The sequence below is a fragment of the Mycobacterium sp. 1164985.4 genome (assembly GCF_001668575.1).
Classification (GTDB): Bacteria; Actinomycetota; Actinomycetes; order Mycobacteriales; family Mycobacteriaceae; genus Mycobacterium.
Genome location: NZ_LZMD01000090.1, coordinates 22,230 through 43,733, shown reverse-complemented (window position 1 = coordinate 43,733; position 21,504 = coordinate 22,230). Strand labels below are relative to the sequence as shown.

The 21,504-nt window shown below is 67.8% G+C and carries 18 protein-coding genes; 8 read left to right on the top strand and 10 right to left on the bottom strand.

Annotated features, from left to right (window positions below; genetic code table 11):
* Positions 1-114: 114 nt before the first annotated feature.
* The 6 genes from A5650_RS20950 to A5650_RS20925 are packed head-to-tail and all read left to right on the top strand — an operon-like array spanning position 115 to position 8,458.
* Positions 115-1,833, top strand: a complete 1,719-nt coding sequence (locus A5650_RS20950) for an acyclic terpene utilization AtuA family protein (RefSeq protein ID WP_067296127.1) — start codon at positions 115-117, stop codon at positions 1,831-1,833.
* A complete protein-coding gene (locus A5650_RS20945; protein ID WP_067296118.1) occupies positions 1,830-2,987 on the top strand; it encodes an acyl-CoA dehydrogenase family protein in 1,158 nt (385 codons plus the stop codon). Before A5650_RS20950 ends, A5650_RS20945 begins: the two co-directional genes overlap by 4 nt.
* Positions 2,984-4,579, top strand: a complete 1,596-nt coding sequence (locus tag A5650_RS20940) for an acyl-CoA carboxylase subunit beta (RefSeq protein WP_067296115.1) — start codon at positions 2,984-2,986, stop codon at positions 4,577-4,579. Before A5650_RS20945 ends, A5650_RS20940 begins: the two co-directional genes overlap by 4 nt.
* 5 nt (positions 4,580-4,584) lie before the next feature.
* Complete coding sequence (locus A5650_RS20935; protein WP_067296280.1) at positions 4,585-6,522, top strand: ATP-binding protein; 1,938 nt, start codon at positions 4,585-4,587, stop codon at positions 6,520-6,522.
* On the top strand, positions 6,519-7,679 hold the full coding sequence (locus A5650_RS20930; protein ID WP_067296112.1) for an acyl-CoA dehydrogenase family protein: 1,161 nt from the start codon (positions 6,519-6,521) through the stop codon (positions 7,677-7,679). The genes A5650_RS20935 and A5650_RS20930 overlap by 4 nt, the downstream gene beginning before the upstream one ends.
* Positions 7,679-8,458: an enoyl-CoA hydratase family protein gene (locus A5650_RS20925; protein WP_067296110.1), complete on the top strand. Its 780-nt coding sequence runs from the start codon at positions 7,679-7,681 to the stop codon at positions 8,456-8,458. Before A5650_RS20930 ends, A5650_RS20925 begins: the two co-directional genes overlap by 1 nt.
* Here the strand turns inward: A5650_RS20925 and A5650_RS20920 are convergent.
* Both A5650_RS20920 and A5650_RS20915 read right to left on the bottom strand, forming a co-directional pair.
* Positions 8,440-9,414: an HTTM domain-containing protein gene (locus tag A5650_RS20920; protein ID WP_067296107.1), complete on the bottom strand. Its 975-nt coding sequence runs from the start codon at positions 9,412-9,414 to the stop codon at positions 8,440-8,442. The two genes, A5650_RS20925 and A5650_RS20920, sit on opposite strands and share 19 nt — an antisense overlap.
* On the bottom strand, positions 9,411-9,989 hold the full coding sequence (locus A5650_RS20915) for a hypothetical protein (protein WP_067296104.1): 579 nt from the start codon (positions 9,987-9,989) through the stop codon (positions 9,411-9,413). The genes A5650_RS20920 and A5650_RS20915 overlap by 4 nt, the downstream gene beginning before the upstream one ends.
* Before the next feature lie 122 nt (positions 9,990-10,111).
* Here A5650_RS20915 and A5650_RS20910 point away from each other — a divergent pair, with 122 nt between their 5' ends.
* Together A5650_RS20910 and A5650_RS20905 are read left to right on the top strand one after the other, a co-directional pair.
* Positions 10,112-10,873 carry an SDR family oxidoreductase gene (locus A5650_RS20910; RefSeq protein ID WP_067296100.1) on the top strand — a complete coding sequence of 254 codons (762 nt, stop codon included), beginning with the start codon at positions 10,112-10,114 and terminating at the stop codon, positions 10,871-10,873.
* Positions 10,874-10,966: 93 nt separating this feature from the next.
* Complete coding sequence (locus A5650_RS20905; protein ID WP_067296098.1) at positions 10,967-11,548, top strand: DUF1707 SHOCT-like domain-containing protein; 582 nt, start codon at positions 10,967-10,969, stop codon at positions 11,546-11,548.
* A 7-nt stretch (positions 11,549-11,555) separates the two neighbouring features.
* Here A5650_RS20905 and A5650_RS20900 read toward each other — a convergent pair whose 3' ends face one another.
* The 8 genes from A5650_RS20900 to sfnG all read right to left on the bottom strand — a co-directional run bounded on the left by A5650_RS20900 (position 11,556) and on the right by sfnG (position 21,498).
* Positions 11,556-13,550, bottom strand: coding sequence for a vWA domain-containing protein (locus A5650_RS20900; RefSeq protein ID WP_231992699.1), 1,995 nt, complete (start codon positions 13,548-13,550; stop codon positions 11,556-11,558).
* On the bottom strand, positions 13,525-14,907 hold the full coding sequence (locus tag A5650_RS20895) for a sigma 54-interacting transcriptional regulator (protein ID WP_067296277.1): 1,383 nt from the start codon (positions 14,905-14,907) through the stop codon (positions 13,525-13,527). Before A5650_RS20895 ends, A5650_RS20900 begins: the two co-directional genes overlap by 26 nt.
* Before the next feature lie 90 nt (positions 14,908-14,997).
* Entirely contained in the window at positions 14,998-15,660 is a 663-nt protein-coding gene (locus A5650_RS20890; RefSeq protein ID WP_067296275.1) for a hypothetical protein, read from the bottom strand.
* A gap of 51 nt (positions 15,661-15,711) precedes the next feature.
* Positions 15,712-17,277 carry a bifunctional phosphoribosylaminoimidazolecarboxamide formyltransferase/IMP cyclohydrolase gene (gene purH, locus A5650_RS20885; protein WP_067296094.1) on the bottom strand — a complete coding sequence of 522 codons (1,566 nt, stop codon included), beginning with the start codon at positions 17,275-17,277 and terminating at the stop codon, positions 15,712-15,714.
* Positions 17,274-17,903 carry a phosphoribosylglycinamide formyltransferase gene (gene purN, locus A5650_RS20880; RefSeq protein WP_067296091.1) on the bottom strand — a complete coding sequence of 210 codons (630 nt, stop codon included), beginning with the start codon at positions 17,901-17,903 and terminating at the stop codon, positions 17,274-17,276. Before purN ends, purH begins: the two co-directional genes overlap by 4 nt.
* Before the next feature lie 10 nt (positions 17,904-17,913).
* Complete coding sequence (locus tag A5650_RS20875) at positions 17,914-19,377, bottom strand: cell division protein PerM (protein WP_067296089.1); 1,464 nt, start codon at positions 19,375-19,377, stop codon at positions 17,914-17,916.
* A gap of 71 nt (positions 19,378-19,448) precedes the next feature.
* Positions 19,449-20,315 carry a DUF5336 domain-containing protein gene (locus A5650_RS20870; protein WP_067296086.1) on the bottom strand — a complete coding sequence of 289 codons (867 nt, stop codon included), beginning with the start codon at positions 20,313-20,315 and terminating at the stop codon, positions 19,449-19,451.
* A gap of 52 nt (positions 20,316-20,367) precedes the next feature.
* On the bottom strand, positions 20,368-21,498 hold the full coding sequence (sfnG, locus tag A5650_RS20865; RefSeq protein WP_067296083.1) for a dimethylsulfone monooxygenase SfnG: 1,131 nt from the start codon (positions 21,496-21,498) through the stop codon (positions 20,368-20,370).
* Positions 21,499-21,504 lie beyond the last annotated feature (6 nt).

Here is a 21,504-nt window from a genome sequence, read left to right as displayed (position 1 = left end):
GACCTGCGTAGCCTCCAAAACAGCCGAATTCGATGGCCCGAACCTTGACGCGGTACCGCCGCTCATCGTTAACCTACCGGTTGGTTGGCAGCGGCCGCGACGAAGGGAGCCCGCGTGACCTCTGCTCGTGGTCCGGTCCGCATCGGCAACTGCTCGGGGTTCTACGGCGACCGGCTCGCGGCCATGCGCGAGATGCTGGCCGGTGGTGATCTCGACTACCTGACCGGCGATTATCTGGCCGAGCTCACGATGTTGATTCTCGCGCGCGACCGCGCGAAGTCGGCCGACCGCGGCTATGCCAAGACGTTCCTGACCCAGCTCGAGGAGTGTCTGGGCACCGCGCTCGACCGGGGTGTGCGCATCGTCACCAACGCCGGAGGGCTGAACCCCGCGGGGCTCGCCGAGGCGGTGCGTGCGCTCGCCGAGCGGCTGGGGCTGACGGTCAACGTGGCGCACGTCGAGGGCGACGACCTGATCGGTCGCGTGGACGAGTTCGGCTTCGGGTCGGTTCTGGCCGCCAACGCCTATCTCGGCGCGTGGGGCATCGTCGACTGTCTCGAGGCGGGCGCCGACGTGGTGGTCACCGGCCGCGTCACCGACGCATCCGTCACCGTCGGGCCGGCGGCCGCGCACCACGGCTGGAGCCGTTCGGACTACGACAGACTCGCCGGTGCGATCGCGGCCGGGCACGTCATCGAATGCGGTGCCCAGGCCACCGGCGGCAACTACGCGTTTTTCGCGCGAGACTTCACTGATCTGAGCGCGCTGACCCACCCGGGCTTTCCGCTCGCCGAGATCCACTCGGACGGATCGTCGGTCATCACCAAACACCCGGGCACCGGCGGAGCGGTCAGCGTCGACACCGTCACCGCACAACTGCTGTACGAGATCGGAGGGGCGCGCTACGCCAACCCCGACGCGACGCTGCGCGTCGACAGCATCGAGTTGTCCGATGACGGACCGGACCGCGTGCAAATCTCCGGCGTGCGCGGGGAACCCCCGCCGCCCACCCTGAAGGTGTCACTCAACGCCATCGGCGGCTTTCGCAACGAGATGACGCTCGTCCTCACCGGGCTCGACATCGAGGCCAAGGCCGAGTTGGTGCGGCGCCAGCTAGAGGCGGCACTGACCGTCAAGCCGGCCGAGCTGGAGTGGTCGCTGGCGCGCACCGACCACGACGACGCCGACACCGAGGAGGCGGCCAGCGCGCTGCTGCGCTGCGTCGTACGCGATCCCGACCCAGACAACGTCGGTCGCCAATTCTCCTCTGCAGCAGTCGAACTCGCGCTTGCGAGCTATCCCGGATTCCATGCCACCAGCCCGCCCGGTCAAGGTCAGGTCTACGGCGTGTTCAGGCCGGCGTTCGTCGCGGCGACGGAGGTGCCCCACGTCGCCGTGCACGCCGACGGTCCCCGTGTCGAGATACCGCCCGCGCAGGAAACCTTGGAGCTTTCGCCAGTGCCGCCGTTCGCCCTACCCGAGCCGCTGCCGTTCGGTGAAACCCGACGCGCGCCGCTCGGCGTCATCGCAGGCGCCCGCAGCGGCGACAAGGGTGGCAGCGCGAACGTCGGCGTGTGGGTGCGCACCGACCAGCAGTGGCGTTGGCTCTCGCACATGCTGACGATCGACAAGCTGCGCGAGCTGCTGCCCGAGACAAGGGATCTCGAGGTCGCCCGGTATCTGCTGCCCAACCTTCGAGCAGTCAACTTCGTCATCGAGGGCATCCTCGGCGAGGGCGTCGCCTACCAGGCTCGGTTCGATCCCCAGGCGAAAGGGCTCGGCGAGTGGTTGCGCAGCAGATATGTCGACATTCCCGAGGAGCTGATGTCGTGAGCATGTGGCACACGCCCGAACGCGATGAGCTCCGCAAGGCCGTGCGGACATTCGCCGAACGCGAGGTGCTCCCGCACGTCGACGAGTGGGAACGTGACGGCGAGATACCGCGCGAACTCCACCAGAAGGCGGGCGAGGCCGGCCTGTTGGGCGCCGGCTTTCCCGAGTCGGTCGGCGGTGGTGGCGGCGACGGCGCCGACGCCGTGGTGATCTGCGAGGAGATGCACTACGCCGGCTCTCCGGGCGGCGTCTTCGCCTCGCTGTTCACCTCGGGTATCGCGGTGCCGCACATGATCGCGTCCGGCGACGAGCGGCTGATCGACACCTATGTGCGGCCGACGCTGAACGGGGAGAAGATCGGCAGCCTCGCGATCACCGAGCCCGGCGGCGGCTCCGACGTCGGTCACCTGACGACCAAAGCTGTGCGAGACGGCTCGGGAGATGGGGACTTCATCATCAACGGCGCTAAGACCTACATCACCTCGGGCGTGCGCGCCGACTACGTCGTGACCGCGGTGCGCACCGGAGGGCCGGGGGCGGCGGGGATCTCGTTGATCGTGGTCGACAAGGGCACCCCCGGATTCGAAGTCACCCGCAAACTCGACAAGATGGGCTGGCGCTCATCGGACACCGCCGAACTGTCCTACACCGACGTCCGCGTTCCCGCAGCCAACCTGGTGGGCGTCGAGAACTCCGGTTTCCTGCAGATCGCGGCGGCGTTCGTCTCCGAGCGTGTCGGGCTCGCCACGCAGGCCTATGCCAGCGCGCAACGGTGCCTCGACCTGACCGTCGAGTGGTGCCGTAGCCGGGAAACCTTTGGCCGGCCGCTGATCTCACGACAACAGGTGCAGAACACGCTCGCGGAGATGGCCCGGCGCGTCGACGTCGCACGGGTGTACACACACCACGTCGTTGAGCGGCAGATCTCCGGTGAGACCGATCTGATCGCCGCGGTGTGCTTCGCCAAGAACACCGCCGTCGAGGCCGGCGAGTGGGTGGCCAACCAGGCCGTGCAGTTGTTCGGCGGGATGGGCTATATGGCCGAGTCGGAGGTCGAACGTCAGTATCGCGATATGCGGATTCTCGGAATCGGCGGCGGCACAACCGAGATACTGACTTCGTTGGCCGCCAAGACGTTGGGATTTCAGTCGTGACCACTCTTCGCTCGACGCTCGACGCCGCGTCGCCGACCTTCGGCGAGGCGAGGGCGGCGATGGCAACCAAGCTCGCCGAACTCGAGGCCGAGCACGCCAAGGCACTCGCAGGTGGCGGCGAGAAGTACGTGCAACGACACCACGACCGTGGCAAGCTGACCGCCCGCGAACGCATCGAGCTGCTCATCGATCCCGACTCACCGTTCCTGGAGCTGAGCCCGCTGGCCGCATGGGGCAGCGACTTCACGGTCGGCGCCAGCCTCATCACAGGCATCGGCGCGGTCGAGGGCACCGAATGCCTGCTCGTGGCCAATGACCCCACCGTCAAGGGCGGCACCAGCAACCCGTGGACGCTGAAGAAGATGCTGCGCGCCAACCAGATCGCGCTGGAGAACCGGCTTCCGCTGATCTCGCTGGTTGAGTCCGGCGGCGCCGACCTGCCGACGCAGAAGGAGATCTTCATCCCCGGCGGGCAGATGTTCCGCGACCTGACCAGGTTGTCGGCGGCAGGAATTCCGACGGTCGCCCTGGTGTTCGGCAACTCGACCGCGGGTGGCGCGTACATCCCCGGCATGTCCGACCACGTCGTGATGATCAAGGAACGGTCCAAGGTGTTCCTGGCGGGGCCGCCGTTAGTGAAGATGGCCACCGGTGAGGAAGCCGACGACGAGTCGCTCGGCGGTGCCGAGATGCACGCCCGCACATCGGGTCTAGCCGACTACTTCGCGCTCGACGAACCCGATGCCATCCGGATCGGCCGGCGCGTCGTCGCCCGGCTGAACTGGCGCAAGCAGGGTCCGACGCCCGCGCCCGTTGTTGAGCCGCTCTTCGACGCCGAAGAGCTGGTCGGCATCGTGCCGGCGGATCTGCGCATCCCGTTCGACCCCCGCGATGTGATCGCCCGCGTCGTCGACGGCTCAGATTTCGACGAGTTCAAACCGATGTACGGCTCGTCGTTGGTGACGGGGTGGGCGCGCCTTTACGGCTACCCGATCGGCATCCTGGCCAACGCCCGCGGCGTGCTGTTCAGCGAGGAGTCACAGAAGGCCACCCAGTTCATCCAGCTCGCGAATCGCTCGAATACGCCACTGTTGTTCCTGCACAACACGACCGGGTACATGGTCGGGCGCAAGTACGAGGAAGGCGGCATGATCAAGCACGGGTCGATGATGATCAACGCCGTATCGAACTCGACCGTGCCCCACATCTCGCTGCTGATCGGTGCCTCGTACGGCGCTGGCCACTACGGTATGTGCGGGCGCGCCTACGATCCGCGCTTCCTGTTCGCCTGGCCGAGCGCCAAATCGGCGGTGATGGGCGGAACTCAGCTGGCGGGCGTCCTGTCGATCGTCAGCCGCGCCGCCGCCGAGGCGCGGGGCCAGGCCGTCGACGAGGACGCCGACGCCGCCCTGCGGGCCGCGGTCGAAGCGCAGATCGACGCGGAGTCGCTTCCGATGTTTCTGTCCGGCCGGCTCTACGACGACGGCGTGATCGATCCGCGCGACACCCGAACGGTACTCGGAATGTGTCTGTCCGCCATCGCCAATGGCCCGATCGAGGGGACGTCGAACTTCGGCGTCTTCCGGATGTGAGCGTGATGATCACTCGAGTCCTGGTCGCCAACCGCGGCGAGATCGCCCGGCGGGTCTTCGCCACGTGCAGGCGGCTCGGCATCGGAACGGTCGCCGTCTACACCGATCCCGACGAGCACTCCCCGCATGTCGGTGAAGCCGATGCGCGGGTACGCCTGCAAGGTCGCAACGGATACCTCGACGCCGAACAGCTGATCGCTGCGGCGCGGGCGGCCGGCGCCGATGCCGTCCATCCCGGCTACGGTTTCCTCTCGGAGAACGCCGAATTCGCGAGTGCGGTGCGCGACGCGGACTTGACGTGGATCGGACCACCCCCCGCAGCGGTGGCCGCGATGGGCAGCAAGATCGAGGCGAAGAAGATGATGGCCGCCGCGGGCGTGCCGGTCCTCGACGAGCTGGACCCCGAGAGCGTTACCGCCGACCAACTGCCCGTGTTGATCAAGGCGTCCGCGGGAGGCGGCGGTCGCGGAATGCGTGTTGTCCGCGAGCTGTCGGATTTGTCGAGCCAGGTCGAGGCCGCGCGCCGGGAGGCGGCTGCCGCATTCGGCGACCCGACGGTGTTCTGCGAGCGCTATCTGGCCAGCGGGCACCACGTCGAGGTCCAGGTGCTCGCCGACGAGCACGACACCGTTTGGGCGGTCGGCGAACGCGAATGCTCGATCCAGCGGCGCCACCAGAAGATCATCGAGGAGGCGCCCTCACCGCTTGTCGAGCGCACACCGGGCATGCGCGCCAAGCTTTTCGATGCCGCGCGGCTGGCCGCGACCGCCATCGGCTACACCGGTGCGGGCACCGTTGAGTTCATGGCGGACGCTTCCGGGGACTTCTACTTCCTCGAGATGAACACCCGGTTGCAGGTCGAACACCCCGTGACCGAGGAAACCACGGGCCTGGATCTCGTTGAGCTGCAACTGCGGGTCGCCGACGGTGGCAGGCTCGACACGGAGCCGCCGCCGTCACGGGGGCACGCGATCGAGGCCCGCCTCTACGCCGAGGATCCGGCGAAGGATTGGCAGCCGCAGGCCGGCACCGTGCACCGGTTCGAGGTCCCGGCCAATGTCCGCGTGGATTCCGGAATCGTTGACGGCTCGGTGGTGTCCATCTTCTACGACCCGATGCTGGCCAAGGTGATCTCCGCTGCGCCCAGCCGGCGGCAGGCGGCCGCCGTTCTCGCGGACGCTCTGACGCGCAGCCGCATTCACGGTGTGCGTACCAACCGTGACCTGCTGGTCAACGTACTGCGGCATCCAGCCTTCGTCGACGGTGCGACCGACACCGCGTTCTTCGACACGCACGGCCTCGCCGCGTTGGCCGCACCGCTCACTGACGCTCGCACGGTCGCATTGTCCGCGGTGGCCGCCGCGCTCGCCAATGCGGCCCAGAACCGCGGTGACGCTGTAGCATTCGCGGCCGCTCCCAGCGGGTGGCGCAATCTGGCGTCGGGACACCAGGTCAAGCGGTACACGGACTCCGCGGGGGCCGAACATGAGGTCCGCTACCGGTTCACTCGGTCGGGCCTCGAGTTGCCCGACCACGACGGCGTATCGCTCGTCTCCGCGACTCCGGACCGTGTCGTGTTGACCGTGGCGGGTGTCGACCGGCCGTTCGAGGTGGCGCGGTACGGCCACGACGTTTTCGTCGACTGCCCTACGGGCCCGGTGCATCTCATTGCAATACCGCGTTTCGGTGATCCCGACGACGCGGTCGCGCACGGTTCGCTGCTGGCGCCGATGCCCGGTTCGGTGCTGCGCGTGGGCGCCGGAGTCGGCGACGCCGTCACCGCGGGCCAACCGCTGGTGTGGCTGGAGGCGATGAAGATGGAACACACCATCACCGCGCCCAGCGACGGTGTGCTCGCCGAACTCAATGTGGAGCCCGGCCAACAGGTCGACGTCGGCTTCGTCATAGCCCGAGTCCTCGCCCAAGCCGAAGGAGAGCAGTGAGCAGTTTCGTCGAGACCGAAGAGCAGCAGGCGTTACGCAAGTCGGTCGCCGCCATGGCCGCGAACTTCGGTCAGGACTATTACCTGGAGAAGGCCCGCGCCGATCAGCACACCGACGAGTTGTGGTCGGAAGCAGGAAAACTCGGCTTCATCGGGGTGAACCTGCCCGAGGAGTACGGCGGCGGCGGCGCGGGCATGTACGAGCTGTCGATCGTGATGGAGGAGATGGCGGCGGCGGGATGCCCGCTGTTGCTGATGGTGGTCTCCCCCGCGATCAACGGCACCATCATCGCTAAGTTCGGCACCGAGGACCAGAAGAAGCGTTGGCTGCCGGGGATCGCCGACGGTTCGATCACGATGGCGTTCGCGATCACCGAACCCGACGCGGGCTCCAACAGCCACCGCATCACCACCACCGCACGGCGCGACGGCGGCGACTGGATCCTGTCGGGTCAAAAGGTGTACATCTCGGGCGTCGACCAGGCGCAGGCGGTGCTTGTGGTAGGTCGGACGGAAGACCACAAGACCGGGAACCTCAAGCCGGCGTTGTTCATCGTGCCCACCGACACCAAGGGTTTGCACTGGACGAAGATCGAGATGGAACTGGTCAGCCCGGAGAACCAATTCCAGCTCTTCCTCGACGAGGTCCGGCTGCCCGCCGACGCCCTGGTCGGCTCCGAGGACGCCGCGATCGCGCAGCTGTTCGCCGGGCTGAATCCCGAGCGGATCATGGGCGCCGCCAGCGCGGTCGGCATGGGCCGGTTCGCGATCGACAAGGCCGTCGACTACGTCAAGACGCGACAGGTGTGGAAGACACCGATCGGCGCCCACCAAGGGCTCTCGCATCCGTTGGCGCAGAATCACATCGAGATCGAGCTGGCGAAGCTGATGATGCAGAAGGCGGCGTGGCTCTACGACACCGGTGACGACATCGGTGCCGCCGAGGCCGCGAACATGGCCAAGTACGCCGCTGGCGAGGCGTCGGTGCGCGCGGTCGATCAGGCGGTGCAGTCGTTGGGCGGCAACGGGCTCACCAAGGAGTACGGCATCGCCGCCGCGGTCACGGCGTCGAAGCTGGCCCGCATCGCGCCGGTCAGCAGGGAGATGATCCTCAACTTCGTCGCGCAGACCTCGCTCGGGCTGCCCCGGTCGTACTGATGGACACGCTCGTCAGGTATGCCGTCGACGGGCCGGTCGCCCGGCTGACCCTCGACTCGCCCGCCAATCGCAACGCGTTGTCGACCGCGCTGGTCGAACAGCTGCACCAGGGCTTCACCGACGCCGTCACCGATCCGGGCGTGCGGGTCGTCGTGCTCGGTCACACCGGCGGAACGTTTTGCGCCGGAGCCGACCTGAGTGAGGCGGCGGGCCGCGAGCCGGGTGAGTTGGCCGTCGACCGCGCCCGCGAGATGACCCGTCTGCTGCGCCGCATCCTCGAGCTGCCGGTCCCGGTCATCGGTGCCATCGACGGGCACGTCCGCGCCGGCGGCCTCGGCCTGGTCGGTGCGTGCGACATCGTGGTCGCCGGACGCCAGAGCACATTCGCGCTGACCGAGGCGCGCATCGGCGTCGCGCCGTCGATCATCTCGCTCACCCTGTTGCCGAGGATGACCAGTCGCGCGGCGAGCCGCTATTTCGTCACCGGCGAGAAATTCTCGGCCGCGGAGGGCGCCGAGATGGGTCTGGTCACGATCGCCTGCGACGACGTCGATGCCGGCGTTGCCGACTTGACCGCGGCGATCGCCAAGGCTTCGCCGCAGGGACTGGCGACGTCCAAAGCGCTGGTCAACGCGCCCATCTTGGAGTCCTTCGACCGGCATGCCGAGGAGCTCACCGCGCAGTCCGCCGAGTTGTTCGTCTCCGAAGAAGCCCGCGAGGGCATGCTCGCGTTCCTGGAGAAGCGGCCGCCGAAGTGGACTCACTCGACCGACTCTTGAGGCACCGCAGACTCTTCCGACGGCGCTGACGGCCGACTCGGCGCTCGTCTCCTGGTCCTCAGCCGGGCCGGCAGACGCTCGGCCACTTCCCAGGGCACGAACGCCAGATACAACACGAACATCGCAACGCTGAAGAAACCGACGTTCAGGTTGACCATGATCGTCAGGTGCATCACCATGCCCGCGGCCAGCACCCAGAATCGCCAGCGCCTGCTCCACACGAGAACCGCCAGTGCCAGCTCGATCAGTAGGGTGCCCCACGTGATGACGTTGATCAGAATCGCGTTGGCGGCCAACCATTCCGGCGCAGGCAGCAACGCCCATCGGCCGTCGGTGCCCCACGCGTAGTACACCGCCGAGCCGTCCACCCAGGTCTTGTTCGCCAGCTTGGCCTGCACCGTCGCCAGGTAGATGATCGACAACTCGATCTGCAGCAGCCGGATGGGCCATACCGATCTGGTCTGTGCCGACCAGAACGAACCAGTCCGCCGTCGCTGATCCAGCGATAGGGCCGCGCCGCAGGAAGAGAGCGCCAGGATCAGGGCGACGACGGTGAGGATGGAGTCGCCGGCGTTGAAGTAGTAATCGCCGCGCCGCACAAACGACTGCAGCAAAACGAAAACCAGAACCGCGGCGGCGCGGCTGTGCCAACCCACCGTCATCGCGACGGCGGACACGAGGAGCACTATCCACCCGGTGAGAAGAGCGGTGTCTCCCGGCCACGCGGCGAAAACGCTCCACTGGTAGTTGATTTCAGGATGCTCGGGCGTGACGCCGTCCGCCCCGAAGACCGGGAACAAATCAGGGAGCAACACCAAGGTCCATGCGACGACGGCCAGCCCGAATCCGATCCGCACAAGCCCGAGCGGATAGATCGGCTCAGCGTCGAAGAAGAAGGTGTTCCAGCGGTCCACGAACACCCCAAGCGGCGATCGGACCCGCTCTCCGGTGGTCATCGGGAACCCGCCAAGTCCTCTTGATACAGGAGCTTGGAAGCGGTCGGGCGTCGTGTCTCGCCTGCCTCTTCACCCGGCGCCGTCAACGTCTCGGTGTGCAGCAGCATCGTGACGGTCGCAGGTTCATCGTCGGGCTGACTCAGCTTGCCGACCACCCAGTGCGCCAACTGCCTGCGGAAGTCGGGATTGAGTACGGCGGCATATCTGAGCAGCAGCCAGCGATCCCACCACCCGACACCCTGCGCGCTGGGCAAGAAGTTCCATGCGCGGGTTTGCCCATCGGCGAAGCGCACCTGAACCTCGACGCTGTCCTGTCGCCTGCTCGGGTTGGCGTACATCGCCCAGCTCTGGTCGAGCGCTGCAGGCACTGCGACCGGTTCGACGACCGGCAGCACCTCCCGCTTGATCGGTGAGTCGGGAAGGTTGCAGACGATTCCGACGGCCACGAACAGCGCCATGCCCGCGCTGATGACCGCCTTACCCACCGACGATTCCTCGAACTGCTGCTGGAGGCTGCCGAGGCCGCCCAGCCGCGAGCGACGGTCCTCCACCTGCTGTTCCTTTGGCGTCACCATCACCCGCTCTCGCCTTTCGTCGGAAACACCCTAATTCACCTCGCGGTTTTTGCCCGAGCGTCGCGTCGCCCGAAGGTTCCGCGTCGATTCAGGCCTTGCCTGGGGAATTAGGCTGAGACCCGATGGCACGTACGGTTCTCGTCACCGGCGCCACGGGCACGCTGGGCCATCGCGTCGTGCCCGAGGCGATCGCCGCGGGCCACGATGTGCGGGCGCTGAGCCGCAAGAGCCACGTGGGATACACCGGCGTGCACTGGGCGCAGGCAGACGTGCTGACGGGGACGGGCCTGGACGCCGCCGTCGACGGCATCGAGGTCGTGATCAACTGCGCGACGCAGCCGACCGGCGACAAGGACGTCACCGCGATGCGCAACCTCGTCGAATCCGCCCGGCGGGCGGGCATCGCTCAGATCGTCCACGTGTCGATCGTCGGCATCGACCGCATCCCGCTGCCCTACTACCGCACCAAACTGCGCGCCGAACAGGTTCTGGAATCCTCGGGGATCGGCCACACAGTGCTACGCGCAACCCAGTTCCACGACCTGATCCGCACCATCTTCGCGCTGCAGAGGTACTCGCCGGCGCTGTGGGCCTTCCGAAGGGTGCGTTTCCAGCCGATCGACACAGCCGACGTCGCAGCGCGGCTGGTCGAATTGGCCGACGTCGCACCCGCCGGGCGAGCGCCCGACATCGGCGGTCCGGTGGTGCACACCCACACGGATCTGGCACGCATGTACCTCGAGGCATCGGGGAGCCGACGCGGAGTGCTCGCGCTACCCGTTCCGGGGCGGATCGGGCGGGAGCTCAGAGCGGGCGCCAACTTGGTCCCGCAGAACCGGGTCGGTTCGGTGGGCTTCGCCGAGTTCCTGGCAGCCCGGCAATAAGTTTGGCCGTCTACATTCTTCGCCGTAGCGAGCCAGGGCACAGTTTGGCCTACTTGCTTGCATGTGCCACGGTTCGTCGTACGCTCGTATCCGATGAGCAATCCAGCGTCGCGGAGCCGTTCGATGCGTGCTGCTGACACCGATCGAATCCAGGTGGCACAGCTGCTCACTGACGCCGCCGCACAGGGCCGGCTTCAACTCAACGAGTATGAGGACCGGCTGACCAGGGCATATGCCGCGCAGACCTACGATGAGCTAGACCGTTTGTCCGCAGATCTGCCGGGTGCGATCACCCGGGCACGCAGCGGGGGCCCGTGCCGGCCCGCGCCGTCGACGATGCTGCTGGCGATCATGAGCGGCTTCGAGCGCCGCGGCCGCTGGAACGTGCCACGACGGATGACGACCTTCGCTCTGTTCGGCGGCGGCGTGCTGGATTTGCGGTATGCCGACTTCACGTCACCGGAGGTGGAGATCCATTCGTATTCGATCTTCGGCGGTCAGACCATCCTGGTTCCGCCGGAGGTCAACGTCGACCTTCGCGGTGTCGGCGTGATGGGTCACTTCGACCACTCTGTGCAGGGCGAAGGCTCGCCAGGGGCGCCGTGCGTGTGCATCCGCGGCTTCTCCCTGTGGGGCCGCGTCGGCGTCAAGCGCAAGAAGCGCAAGGCCTCCTAGCGGCTGCTCAGCGGCGTCGGCGCGACCGCAGATAGTCGCCGACGACCGCGGCGCCCAGCCCGTCGAGGTCCGGCACCACCACACGACCCTCGACCCGGCGCGCCACCTGATCGATGAATCGTGCCAGCCCCGGGTCGTTGCCGAGCCGGAAGATCGTCACCTGCGCCCCCAACGCGGCGACCTCATCGAAGCCCTTCACCGTGTGGGCGATCGTCCGCGGATGCGGCGGATAGTCGAAGAACACAGCAGAACCGGCGTCGTCGTTCGCCGAACTCTCGAGGTGCGCCGTCGGCTCGCCGTCGGTGACGACGAGCACCACCGGCTGGGCATTGGAGTGACGGCGCAAATGCCGCCCGGCCAAGGCCAACGCGTGGTGCAGGTTGGTGCCCTGCTCGTACACGCCCTCCAGGCCGGTGAGCTCGGCGGCGGTAACGGTTCGCGCGTAGCGGCCGAATGCGATGATCTGCAGCGCGTCGGACCGAAAGCGCGTGCTGACGAGATGGTTGAGCGCCAGCGCGGTGCGCTTCATCGGCAACCACCGGTTCTCCATCACCATCGAGAACGAGGTGTCGACCAGCAACGCGACCGCCGCCTGGGTCCGCGTCTCCGTCTCGGAGATCTCGACGTCCTCGACCGTGATGCGAATCGGACGCTCGGCGACCCCCGTCCCTGCCTGGCGCAGTACCGCGTTGGTGAGGGTGCGCGTTACGTTCCATGGTTCGGTGTCACCGAAAGCCCACGGCCGGGTCGCGCCCGTCAGCTCGCCCGCCGCGCCTGCCCGGCGGGTGTCGCGCTCCCCGTGCCGCCCCGAAAGCTGTTGCGCCACATCGCGTAACGCCGTCTGCCCGAGCTGACGCATCGCCTTGGGCGACAGCCGCCACTGCCCATCGGACCCGCGGTCGAGGAAACCCTGGTCCATCAGGGCCCGCTCGAGCTCGGCCAACGTGCGCGCATCGACCGCGGCGTCCTCGCCCAGCTGGCGGGCCAACATGTCGAGGTCGACGTCCTCCATCGTGGCGCCGGCGTAGCTCTGCGACAGCGCCTCGGCCAGCTGCTCCAGTTCGGCGATGTCGGCCATCGCCTGCGCGCCCTCCCCCATGCCCAACGGGTTGTCGCCGGAGAAGTTCGACGAGCCGGTCCAGTCCTCCCCGGGCCGTGCCGCTTGCAGGTGGGCGTCGAGGCGGTTCAGCGCGTTCATCAGCGACGGCGAGCCGAATGCCTGCTGCGCCAACGAATCCAGCTCGGCGCGCTGCTCCGCGCTCAGGCTGTTGCGAAACCGCTGAGCGGCCGCCGCGCGTTGGGCCAGCGAGTCCAGGAGTTCGTCGACGTTGCGCGGGTTCTCCGGGAAGAACTCGCCGTGCTTGTTCATGAAGTTTTCGAAATCTTCTTGGGTGTCTTCGCCTTTGGCGTGCTTGTCGAGCAGGTCGTTGAGGTCGTCGAGCATCTCGTTGACGCGCTGACGGTCCTCGTCGGTGGCGTTCTCCAGCGCCTCCTTCATCCCGGCGAAGCGCTGGTCGAGCATCTCGCGACCAAGCAGATCCTTGATCTGGTCGTACTTCTCGCGACCCTCGGGGCTGCGCCACTCGTAATCGGCGAGTTCCTGCACGGCCTTAGCCGGTGACGGCGGCAGGTTCTCGATGCGCATCTCCTGGAACCGCGCGTCGTCGTCCAGCGCACGGGCCAACTCTTTGCGCTCGGCCAGCACCGCTTCGTCGAGGAGCTTCTTGATTTCGGCCAATGTGCCGTCGAGGTTGTTGCGAGTCAACAACTCCCGGCGACGACGATTGGCTTCGGCGGCGAGCTTGTCGGAGCCGCGCATGTTCTTGGTGCCGCGACGCAACATCTCCGACAGCGCCCGCCGCGGCGAGCTGCCCTCCATCACGTCCTGACCGATCTGCTCGAGCGCCTCGCGCAGGTCGATCGGCGGCGCCAGCGGGTCCGGCCCGCCGGTGTATCGCGAATACCGCGAGACGTGTCTAGCCATATGTCGTTTCGCCCTCATCGGAAACCTTGTCGATCCGCTTGGCCAGGTACAGCGCCTCGAGTGCCAACTCGACTGCGGCGGCCCGCTGTCCGTCGGTCGTGGCATCGAGCCGCTTCTGGATCTCGGCGATCGCGGGCACCTCGGGAACCGCGGCCAGTACGTCGCGCGCCGAAACCCGCTCTCCCGTGGTGACGGCGGAGCCGTTCTCGATCGCGACCACCAGCGGTCCGACGTCGATGCCGCCGAGCAGCCGCTGCGCGGTGTCGGCGGTGGCCCGGCGCAGCAGATGCTCGAGCACCGCCTGCTCACGGCCCTCCTCGCCGGTCTCGAACTCGAGCTTGCCGCGCAGCACATCGACGACCGAGCCAAGGTCGACCACGCGGGCCACCGGCTCCTGCTCACCGAGCACCGCAGACCGGTGACGGGCGGCCGCCGCGACGGTCTCGGCTGCGGCGATCGCGAAGCGCGCCGACACCCCGGAGCGCTGGTCGATGGAACGCGACTCGCGCAGGTAGCGCGCGAACCGGGCCAGCACCTGTATCAGGTACTCGGGAACCTCGGCCGCTAGGTGCGCTTCCTGCGTGATGACGCCGACCTCCGCATTGAGTTCCAGCGGATAGTGCGTGCGGATCTCGGCGCCGAACCGGTCCTTGAGCGGCGTGATGATCCGACCGCGGTTGGTGTAGTCCTCCGGATTGGCGCTGGCCACCACGAGCACGTCGAGCGGCAGCCGCAACGTGTAGCCGCGAACCTGGATGTCGCGCTCCTCCATCACGTTGAGCATCGACACCTGGATCCGCTCGGCGAGGTCTGGCAGCTCGTTGATCGCGACGATGCCGCGGTGCGCCCTCGGAATCAGCCCATAGGCGATGGTTTCCGGGTCGCCGAGGCTGCGCCCCTCGGCAACCTTGATGGGGTCGATGTCGCCGACCAGGTCGGCCACGCTGGTGTCGGGGGTGGCCAGCTTCTCGGTGTACCGCTCGCTGCGGTGCCGCCAGGCGATCGGCAGGTCGTCACCCGAGTCGGCCACGCGCCGGATCGACTCAGGGATGATCGGGTTGTACGGGTGCTCACCCAACTCCGAGCCGGCGATCACCGGCGTCCACTCGTCGAGCAGGCCGGTCAGCGCGCGCAGTAGGCGCGTCTTGCCCTGGCCGCGTTCGCCGAGCAGCACGACGTCGTGGCCGGCAATCAGCGCCCGCTCGAGCTGCGGAATGACGGTGTCCTCGAAGCCGAGGATCCCGGGCCACGCGTCACGTCCCTCCGCCAACGCGGCCAGCAGGTTTTCCCGGATCTCTTGCTTGACGCCCCGTTCGCGATGGCCGGATGCCCTCAGCTCGCCGACGGTGCGGGGTTGATCTTGGGGTTGAGTCACCACTCCACGCTACGACTTGTCTCGCGACGGTGCGTGTCCCCCGCTGGTCGACGCCGTTGTTTCGTCAGACTTCCCGCACGCTCGCGGCGCTCAGCCCGCCGACGGAGGCAGTAGCTGGAACCCGTCGAGAATCGCCGTGCTGTCCCGTTGATACGTCGGGTCATCGGAATCGAGCGTCTGGGCGGTGACGCTGACCGCGAAGGTTCGGCCCTCGGCACGCATCACCGCGCCGAGTGCGACGGCCGGATGCGGCGCGACGTTTCCCATCGTCGGCATGCGGTAGTCGAACATCCTGGCAGGCACCCCGCACAGCGTGCGTTCGCTGACACGGACATCCGTCGCGCCGATGCCGGACTCGAGCGCATCGCGCATGTTGGTGAACACCAGGTTCGCGTCCTGTACGCCCGGCGCGCTCTCGAGCGTGACCACGACGTTCGGGGTGAACCCCTGGGAGGTGAGCTCGTCGTTGCGCATGGCGAAGCGGATCAGTTCCGAATCCATCAGCGTGGTCCGCTGCCACCCCGGTGGCGTCGGGATCTTCATCACCGGCTCGTTGTCGTTCCTGGCCGGAATATTCGTCAGTGGCAAATCGACAGTTTCACACTGCGACGAGTCGGACCCGCCGGATTCGGCCGCCGCTGTCAGGTCCGCTCCGGCGACCGCGCGTGCATCGTCGACGACCCTGGTGCACGAGACGATCAGGATCGTCGTCGCCGCCACCACGAGGGTGACGGCACGCGAGGCAGAGACCATGGTGTGCAACATAACGGCCTCCTGCCGTCTTAGCCCGAGTTCAGCCAGACATCAGTGCGCGAAGTGACGCGCACCGGTGAGGTACAGCGAGATACCCGCTCGGGCAGCGGCTTCGGTGACCTGATCGTCGCGCACGGACCCACCAGGGTGGACGATCGCCTTCACGCCGCCTTCGGTCAGCACCTCCAGTCCGTCGGGGAACGGGAAGAACGCGTCGGAGGCCGCGACGGCGCCGCGTACCCGGTCGCCGGCCCGCTGCACCGCGAGCCTCGCCGCGTCGACGCGGTTCACCTGGCCCATGCCGACGCCGACGGTGGCACCGTCCGCGGCGACGACGATCGCGTTCGACTTCACCGCCCGGCACACGCGCCACGCGAACTTCAGGTCTGCCAGGGTCGCGGGATCGGCAGGCTCGCCGGTGGCCAGCGTCCAGCTGAGCGGATCGTCGCCGTCGGCGGTGAACTCGTCGCGCTGCTGCACCAACAGCCCGCCGCTGATCTGGCGGAACTCGGTGCCGCCGGGTTGTGGCTCGGAGGCCACCAACACCCGGATGTTCTTCTTTCGGGTCAGCACCTCCACCGCGCCGGGTTCGTACGCGGGCGCGATGATCACCTCGGTGAAGATGTCGGCGACGGTCTCGGCCATCTCGACAGACACCGCAGTGTTGGCCGCGATCACCCCGCCGAACGCCGACAGCGGATCGCATTCGTGGGCTTTGCGATGCGCGTCCGCCACGGACTGCGACGAGATCGCGATGCCACATGGGTTGGCGTGTTTGATGATCGCCACACAGATCTCGGAGTGGTCGAAGGCGGCCCGCCATGCGGCGTCGGCGTCGGTGTAGTTGTTGTAGGACATCTCCTTGCCGTGCAACTGCTCGGCCTGCGCAAGGCCCGGCCACGCGGCGTCGTTGCGATAGAGCGCCGCCTGCTGATGCGGGTTCTCGCCGTAACGCAACACGGCGCTGCGCTGCCACGTAGCGCCGACCCAGCCCGGCAGGGGGCTCTCCGACTGCTCCGGCGCCAGCACCGAACCCATCCACGACGCGACGGCGACGTCGTACTCCGCGGTGTGCCGAAACGCCAGCGACGCGAGCCTCTTTCGTTCGTCGAGGGTGAACCCGCCCGCGCGGACCGCGGCGAGCACACCGTCGTACCCCAGCGGGTCGACGACCACCGCCACGCTGGGGTGGTTCTTCGCGGCGGCCCGCACCATCGAGGGGCCGCCGATGTCGATCTGCTCGACACACTCGTCGATGCTCGCGCCGGAGGCGACGGTCTCGGCGAACGGATACAGGTTGACCACGACGAGCTCGAACGCCTCGACACCCAGTTCGCTCAGGGCCGAGACGTGTTCGGGTTTGCGTTGATCGGCGAGCAGTCCGGCATGCACATGCGGGTGCAGCGTTTTGACGCGCCCGTCGAGCACCTCGGGGAAGCCGGTGACCTCTTCCACCGGGGTCACCGGAACACCGGCTGCAGCAATGGTTTTCGCTGTCGACCCGGTGGACACGATGCTGACGCCCGCCTCATGCAGCCCGCGGGCCAGGTCGGCGAGGCCCGTCTTGTCGTAGACGCTGATCAGCGCCCGTCGAATCGGCCGCTTGCCCTCGGTCATCCCAATGTCGCCTTTCGTCCGGTCCAGGTCACGCCGCGGACTGCCACCGCGGCAAGTACTTCCGCCAGAAGTCGCCGCTCGACGACCTTGATCCGTTCGTGCAGCGTCGCCTCGTCGTCCTCATCGAGGACGGGCACCGCCTCCTGCGCCAGCACCGGCCCGGTGTCGGTTCCCGCATCGACCAGATGCACGCTGCATCCGGTCACCTTGACGCCGTACGCGAGCGCGTCGGCCACCGCGTGCGCGCCGGGAAAAGCGGGCAGCAACGCGGGGTGCGTGTTGATGATGTGCCCCATGAACCGCGACAGGAAGTGCGGCCCAAGGATTTTCATGAAGCCCGCGGACACGATCAAGTCGGGCTCATATGCGGCGGTGGCTTCGGTGATCGCGGCGTCCCACGCCTCCCGGTCGGGATAGTCGCGCAGCCGCACGGTGTACGAGGGAACCGAGGCGGCCGAGGCGATGTCGACGGCGGGGCAGTCGCGGTCGACACCGACGGCGACGATCGATGCGGGGTACTCGCCCGCCGTGGCGTCCAACAGCGACCGCAGCAGCGAACCGGTGCCCGACGCCAGCACGACGACCCGTGCAGGAACCTTCGGCGGTACGCGGAGGGGTTGCTGCACGCCTGGCAGCCTAATGGGTGCCCGGCGGGCCGTCGTCGTCCGCCATGAAGTGCTCTTCGGGGTCCTCGACGACGTCGTTCGGGTTCGGCCGCGGCTCGACACGGCCGGCGGCTTCGGTGTCCGGCGCACCCGCGGGCTCCTCGTCAGCGGGCCCGGGTTCGACGTCCACCGGTTCGAGGTCTTCGGCTTCGACGTCCATCGGTTCGAGGTCGGGCTCGAGGTCTTCGGGTTCGGGGTTCTCGGGTTCGATGTCCTCGGATTCGGGCTCTACGTCGTCACGGTCGTGGTCGTAGTCCTCGACGTGATCCTCGAGGATGGGCTTGGGCGCCCTCGGCCTGCGGGCCACGCCACCCGCCATCACTACGGTCAGCGCACCGATTCCGGCGAACCACAGGAACACCGCGGGCCCGAACGTCGCCTGGTCGACGCCGACGTCGCCGAAGTTGCCCAGCCGCCCGCCGCCGGCATAGCCGAGCAGGGCCATGGTGAGCGCCGCCAGCGCCGACGCGACCAGGAGCTTGGCCAGCGCCGGGCCGAGCGGGACGGGGCGTCGCGCACACTGTTGCCCCACCGCCACCGCCGCGACCGCCGCGACGATGAGCAGCGCCACCCACACCGGCCCCAGCGGCGGCGTCGGCACCGCCGCCAGGACAGGCAGTGCCGGAATGTCGCCGCCGAACACCGTGAACGAACTGAAGGTGGCGAGCCCGACGTGCGCGCTGGACCCGACCGCCACCGCCGCCGTGCCGACCAGCACATTCGGGATGTACAGCACCGACAGCACCGTCAGGCTCAGCTGGCCGAACATCGAGTCGGTGATCGAGTAGAGATCGTGCATCGTCGACCAGTGCACGACCATCGATCCGGCCATCACCACGCCGGAGAGGCCCGCCAACGCGAGCACGCCCGCGGCCGCGGCGCGGAACGCGTCCGGCAGCCACGGGGGCAGCGACGCCCGGTGCGAAGTTGGGGCCATCAACCGCCTGCCCAAGCGTGACCCGACCCCCACCGCCGCACCGATCGCGTGCACGGCGAGTACGCCGCCGAAGGCGCGTAACGCGTGCGGGGTCTGGAGCTGGGTGAGCACCGACGCGGCGTCGTGGACCACGGCCAACGCGATCGCGGCGATCAACAGCGGCCCGCCCAGCGCTGAGGCCACCACCCAGCGCGTCACGAACCACGAACCGTTCGGGCTGGTGGCGGCGGCCGTCGTGCGGGCGGTGCCCCACACCATCGCGAGGGCGGGCAGCAACGGCATCACGCCGAGCTCGGCGCCGCCGATCGACACCGGCACCAGGTGCACGCCGAGCCACATGCTGGCGATCGCGCCGAGCGCGCCGGTCATGTCGCTGTTGGCGATCAGCAGTTGCAGCAGCACGACGGCCGCGATGATGACGAGCGCGACCAACGACGGCCCGAACGCGACCCGAAGGAGCTCACGCGCCTGGCGTGCGCCGACTGGCCGTTGATCCACTGGTTGAGCCGCTCCTCAGTCAGGCTGCCGTGCGGCGGTGACGCACGCGCGGCTCAGACTACTGGCTCACCTCACGAAGGCGGCGGACCCGACTCCGAGGAGGACGACGGCTGCGCCGGAGTCTGAGTCGTCGGCTGAGACGACGGCGGCTGCCCATACGCGGGGAACCCGGTCGGCGGTGTCGGCGGGCCCTGCTGGCCCTGCTGCCCTTGCTGGTGGCCCTGGTGCGGCGCTCCCGGGAAGCCGCCGGTCGACGGACCGCCCGGATAACCGCCCGGATAGGTCGACGGATATCCCGGTCGGTGCTGCTGCTGGGGTCCGCCGTGCTGCGGCTGGCCCTGCTGGCCGTAGTACGGGCCGGGGGCGCCGTACTGCTGGCCGTAGGACTGGTCGTACTTCGGACGCGGCGCGGGCGGGGTGATGATGCCCGACTCGAACAGCAGCGCCGCCACCGCGACGATCGCCTGGAACAACGAGAAGGCGATGATCAGGTACAGGCCCCAGTCGATCGCCGCGCCGCTCGGGCGGTTGATCACCTCGGCGATGATGAGCAGGAACGCGGCGACCGCGAGCACGGCGTACACCGCCGTGGACGCGCCGTGTCTCGGCAACAGCGTCGTGCCGGCCAGCAGCCCGGCCACGAGCGATGTCGCGACGGCGAGCACCAGGCCGAACGAGCTTCCGCTGATGCTGCCCAATCCCGGGAAGTCGGACGCGGAAATGGTGAACAGCGGCGCGAAGCTCGACAGGTACACCGCCAGGCCCAGCAGAGCCACGGCGATGGCCAAATACATCGGCAGCTTGTTCGCGACGTCGGTCGTCGACGGCGAAGCCTCCGGCGCCCTGCCGAACTGCTGCGTCGGCGCGGAGAACTGGGTGGTCGGCTGCTGCGCGGGCGGGTATCCGGGGCTACCCGGCGGTCCTTGCGGGTACGACATGACCTCTCCTGTGCTCGGGCGGGCTTTGAAAACCACGCTAGCGCACAGCCGGTTACGCAGAGACGAGCACCGGTTCGCCCACGCTGTCTTGTTCGGACCGTTCGATTTCGCGGACCAGCGGCAACACGTTCGCGCCGAAGTACTCGATCTCTTCTTGAAAGTGCAGGAACCCGCCGAGGATCAGATCGACACCGCGTTTGCGGTACGTCGCAATGCGTTCGGCGATCTGCTCGGGTGTGCCGATCAACTGCGTGCGGAACCCGTCGTTGTACTGCACCAAGTCCTCAAACGTCGAATCAGCCCACATACCGCGCTTGTCCCCGGTCGAGTTGCCCGCCTGCTGCACCGCGGCGCGGAATCCGTCCACGGCCGGCTTGTTGGCCTTCGCGATGATCTCGCGCAGGACGTCTTTCGCTTCTTTTTCTGTGTCGCGGGCGATGATGAAGCCGTTGAGCCCGAATCGGACTTCGCGGCCCGCCCCGCGAGCGTGCTCACGCACGTCCACGATCTGCTCGGTCACCCCGTCGAAGTCCTTGCCGTTGGAGAAGTACCAATCGGCGTACAGGCCGCCGTTGCGCCGCGCGGCGGTCGAGTTGCCGCCCTGGAACAACTCGGGGTTGGGACGCTCTGGGGTGTTGAGTGGTTTGGGTTTGAGCGTGAAGTCGTGGATGCGATAGAAGTCGCCGCGGAAATCGACGTCGTCCTCGGTCCAGATCTTGCGCAGCACCTGCAGGAACTCGGCGCTTCGCCGGTAGCGCTCATCGTGTTCGAGCCACGGCTCGCCCAGATGGGTGAACTCGTCCTTGAACCACCCCGACACGACGTTGACCGCGAAGCGACCGTTGCTGAGATGGTCGGCGGTGGCTCCCAGCTTGGCCAGCACCGCCGGCTGCCACAGCCCCGGATGCACCGCCGCGATCACCTTCAGCTTCTGCGTGGCCAGCAACAGCGCCAGCGAGAAGCTCGTCGATTCGTGTTGGTACTCAGCGCCGTAGCTCGCTTCGTAGCGCACCTGGCTCAGCGCGTATTCGAACCCGTTGTTCTCCGCGGTCTGCGCCAGCTTGGCGTTGTACTCGTAGTTCCAATCAGTGCGCTGCTCGATATCGCTCGTCACCAGACCACCACTGACGTTGGGCACCCAGTAGGCGAACTTCACATGATCGGCAATGCGTTCGGTCGTCATGGTCTG

Bases quoted from the DNA above. Each gene is read 5' to 3' on its own strand.
- A5650_RS20935 (WP_067296280.1), top strand. From the start codon at position 4,585: ATGATCACTCGAGTCCTGGTCGCCAACCGCGGCGAGATCGCCCGGCGG.
- A5650_RS20925 (WP_067296110.1), top strand. From the start codon at position 7,679: ATGGACACGCTCGTCAGGTATGCCGTCGACGGGCCGGTCGCCCGGCTG.
- A5650_RS20920 (WP_067296107.1), bottom strand. From the start codon at position 9,414: ATGACCACCGGAGAGCGGGTCCGATCGCCGCTTGGGGTGTTCGTGGAC.
- A5650_RS20915 (WP_067296104.1), bottom strand. From the start codon at position 9,989: ATGGTGACGCCAAAGGAACAGCAGGTGGAGGACCGTCGCTCGCGGCTG.
- A5650_RS20910 (WP_067296100.1), top strand. From the start codon at position 10,112: ATGGCACGTACGGTTCTCGTCACCGGCGCCACGGGCACGCTGGGCCAT.
- A5650_RS20905 (WP_067296098.1), top strand. From the start codon at position 10,967: ATGAGCAATCCAGCGTCGCGGAGCCGTTCGATGCGTGCTGCTGACACC.
- A5650_RS20900 (WP_231992699.1), bottom strand. From the start codon at position 13,550: ATGAGGGCGAAACGACATATGGCTAGACACGTCTCGCGGTATTCGCGA.
- A5650_RS20890 (WP_067296275.1), bottom strand. From the start codon at position 15,660: ATGGTCTCTGCCTCGCGTGCCGTCACCCTCGTGGTGGCGGCGACGACG.
- purH (WP_067296094.1), bottom strand. From the start codon at position 17,277: ATGACCGAGGGCAAGCGGCCGATTCGACGGGCGCTGATCAGCGTCTAC.
- A5650_RS20870 (WP_067296086.1), bottom strand. From the start codon at position 20,315: ATGTCGTACCCGCAAGGACCGCCGGGTAGCCCCGGATACCCGCCCGCG.
- sfnG (WP_067296083.1), bottom strand. From the start codon at position 21,498: ATGACGACCGAACGCATTGCCGATCATGTGAAGTTCGCCTACTGGGTG.